Raw genomic sequence first — 2,560 nt, 5'->3', positions numbered from 1 at the left:
TCTGCGGGCAAGGGCAGATCCTGAAACACCGGGATGTTGCGGGAGGCCGTTTCCTTGGCCCGCTCGGCGGCCGCGGCGATCGCCTCGTCGCCAGATGTCGCCTCTCCGGATGTCACGACTCGTCAGTGACGAGCCGATACAGCGCGTACAGCGCGAACCACGTGATGACCACGACGGCCGCGACGAGCAACATCTCGAAGAAGAGCACCACGGTGGTCAGTTTAGTGGGCGCCGCGGCGGACGGCGCCCCTCACCCCCTCGCCGAACGTTGGCTTGTGTGCGAACAATCGCGAGAATCTCGCACACAAGCCAACGTTCGAGCGGTCAGGCGACCTTGACGTCGACCTCGTGGATGCCGGCGCCGGTAGGAGCCACGCTGGCGTCGCCGTTGCCGGCGGGCGACAGCGCACGCAGCGTCCAGGTCCCCGGTGCGGCGAAGAACCGGAAGTCACCGGTGGCCGACGCGACGACCTCGGCGGTGAACTCGTCGGAGGAGTCCAGCAGGCGCACGAAGGCGCCGCCCACCGGCTGTCCGGAGCCATCGACCACGCGGCCGGTGATCACCGTCTCCTTCTCGACGTCAACACCTGCGGGCAAAACCTGTCCTTGCTTTGGTGCGGAGCACATAATCAACTTCCCAACTCGATCGGGACCCCCACCAGGGAGCCGTATTCTGTCCAACTTCCGTCGTAGTTCTTGACGTTCTGGTGTCCGAGCAACTCCTGGAGCACGAACCAGGTGTGCGAGGACCGCTCACCGATGCGGCAGTAGGCGATGGTCTCCTTCTCGCCGTCCAGCCCGGCCTCGGCGTACAACGCTGCCAGCGCCTCATCGGATTTGAAGGTGCCGTCTTCGTTGGCCGCCTTGCTCCACGGAACGTTGATCGCCCCGGGGATATGCCCGGCGCGCTGGCTCTGCTCCTGCGGCAGGTGCGCCGGGGCCAGGATCTTGCCCGAGAACTCGTCGGGGGAGCGCACGTCGACCAGGTTCTTGGCGCCGATAGCGGCGATCACCTCGTCACGGAACGCGCGGATGGTGTTGTCGGGATCCTTGGCGGCGTAGCTGGTCTGCGACCGCTCGACCTTGTCGGTGGACAGCGGGCGCCCGTCCAGTTCCCACTTCTTGCGGCCGCCGTCGAGCAGTTTGACGTCGGCGTGGCCGTAGAGCTTGAAGTACCAGTAGGCGTAGGCGGCGAACCAGTTGTTGTTGCCGCCGTAGAGGATGACGGTGTCGTCGTTGCCGATACCGCGCTCGGAGAGCAGCTTGGAGAACTGCTGGGCGTCGACGAAGTCACGCTTGACGTGGTCCTGCAGATCCTCCTTCCAGTCCAGCTTGATGGCGCCGGGGATGTGGCCGGCGTCGTAGGCGCTGGTGTCCTCGTCGACCTCGACGAAGACGGTGTTCGGCGCGTCGAGATTGCTCTCTGCCCAGTCGGTGCTGACCAGGACTTCGGAGCGAGCCATGAACGAGATCCTTTCGGTTGCTTGATCTTTGGTGGTTACAGCGGGGCGTGATGTGACGTGGTCGAGGCGCAGCACCGCACCGCGACGGTGCTGGCCGGGATCGGCATGACGTCAGACTCCTGTTGGGAAACGGTCTAGTTGTGGGCAGGCCAGAGTGTCTGGCTCAGAGCGAGGGCGGCGGTACGCGCGCGACTGCGCTCAGCAACAACAACAACAACAGCAGCAGCCCGCGGTGCGGCACAGATCAACTGCGCGGCGCTTGGTGAGGAAAACCTCGAGGCGGGCGGACACGTCGGTCAGCTTACCCAATGACAGGGTGATCAAGCCAACAGCGGTTCCAGCACCGCTCGCAGGTCAGCGGGCTTGAGCACATTGGTGGTGCGGTAGCGGGGTCGTCCGGTCGCGTCGAAAATCAGCGTGGTGGGCAGCGACAGCACCGACAGCCGCCGGGCCAGCTCCGGCTGGTCGTCGACGTCGACCTCGAGGTGTGCGACCGCGGGCAACTGTGCGCAGACCTCTTCGACTGTGCGGCGCACGCCCGCGCACGGCTGGCACCACGGTGCGCTGAAATGCACCACCGTCGGCCCGTCGGACGACAAGTCCAGGCCGGTGGTGTCGACGTTCGCCGCCGCGGCCTCACCTTTGCGCAGCCTGGCCCGCAGCGCGATCAGCCGACCGGCGATCAGCGCCACCCCGGCGACCGCGATCAGCACCGCGATGACGACGACCACGGTAGTACTCATGACTGCCGAAACTCCTCCAGCGTGATGGTCACCTGTTCGGCGATGCCTTCGATGATGACATCCGAGCCGCGGGCGCCCTCGCTGGTCGGCGCGATGTCGAACGGCAACTGCTGGCCGGGCAGCGCCGTGCTGAACGCGGCCAGCACCGCCTCGACCTTGTCGTCGGGCACCGGCTGATCAGCGGTCCCGGGCCCGGTCAGCACCCCGCGGCCGGTGAGCACCAGCGTCGTGCGGTCGGGACCATCGATGGACAGGTCCACCGACACGCTGACCCGCTCGTCGAAGTCCGCGGCGTCCGGGGTTCCGGTGAACACCAGACCTCGGTTGGAGGAGATGCCCGACTCGGTGGTGCCT

At 66.4% G+C, this 2,560-nt stretch carries 5 protein-coding genes; all 5 read right to left on the bottom strand.

All coding sequences use genetic code 11. The annotated features are described in order from the left end of the window. Positions 1-324: 324 nt before the first annotated feature. On the bottom strand, positions 325-627 hold the full coding sequence (locus ACN269_RS34755; RefSeq protein WP_421477580.1) for a DUF1416 domain-containing protein: 303 nt from the start codon (positions 625-627) through the stop codon (positions 325-327). Positions 628-629: 2 nt separating this feature from the next. Beyond that, entirely contained in the window at positions 630-1,463 is an 834-nt protein-coding gene (locus tag ACN269_RS34750) for a sulfurtransferase (RefSeq protein WP_421477578.1), read from the bottom strand. Between the two features lie 198 nt (positions 1,464-1,661). Next, complete coding sequence (locus ACN269_RS34745) at positions 1,662-1,754, bottom strand: putative leader peptide (RefSeq protein WP_421477576.1); 93 nt, start codon at positions 1,752-1,754, stop codon at positions 1,662-1,664. A gap of 29 nt (positions 1,755-1,783) precedes the next feature. Continuing rightward, positions 1,784-2,206 (bottom strand): thioredoxin family protein, encoded by a 423-nt coding sequence (locus ACN269_RS34740; protein WP_421477574.1) that lies wholly within the window; start codon positions 2,204-2,206, stop codon positions 1,784-1,786. After that, positions 2,203-2,560: LmeA family phospholipid-binding protein (locus ACN269_RS34735; protein WP_421477572.1), on the bottom strand; the 358-nt coding region annotated here is incomplete at its 5' end. The genes ACN269_RS34740 and ACN269_RS34735, both read right to left, overlap by 4 nt.

The sequence above is a fragment of the Micromonospora sp. WMMD736 genome, from assembly GCF_049179015.1.
Lineage (GTDB): Bacteria > Actinomycetota > Actinomycetes > Mycobacteriales > Micromonosporaceae > Micromonospora.
Note: the sequence above shows the minus strand (reverse complement) of the source record. Positions and strands in the feature narration are given on the sequence as shown.

Excerpts from the sequence above, each read along its gene's own strand:
- ACN269_RS34755 (WP_421477580.1), bottom strand. The coding sequence starts at position 627 with ATGTGCTCCGCACCAAAGCAAGGACAGGTTTTGCCCGCAGGTGTTGAC.
- ACN269_RS34750 (WP_421477578.1), bottom strand. The coding sequence starts at position 1,463 with ATGGCTCGCTCCGAAGTCCTGGTCAGCACCGACTGGGCAGAGAGCAAT.
- ACN269_RS34740 (WP_421477574.1), bottom strand. The coding sequence starts at position 2,206 with ATGAGTACTACCGTGGTCGTCGTCATCGCGGTGCTGATCGCGGTCGCC.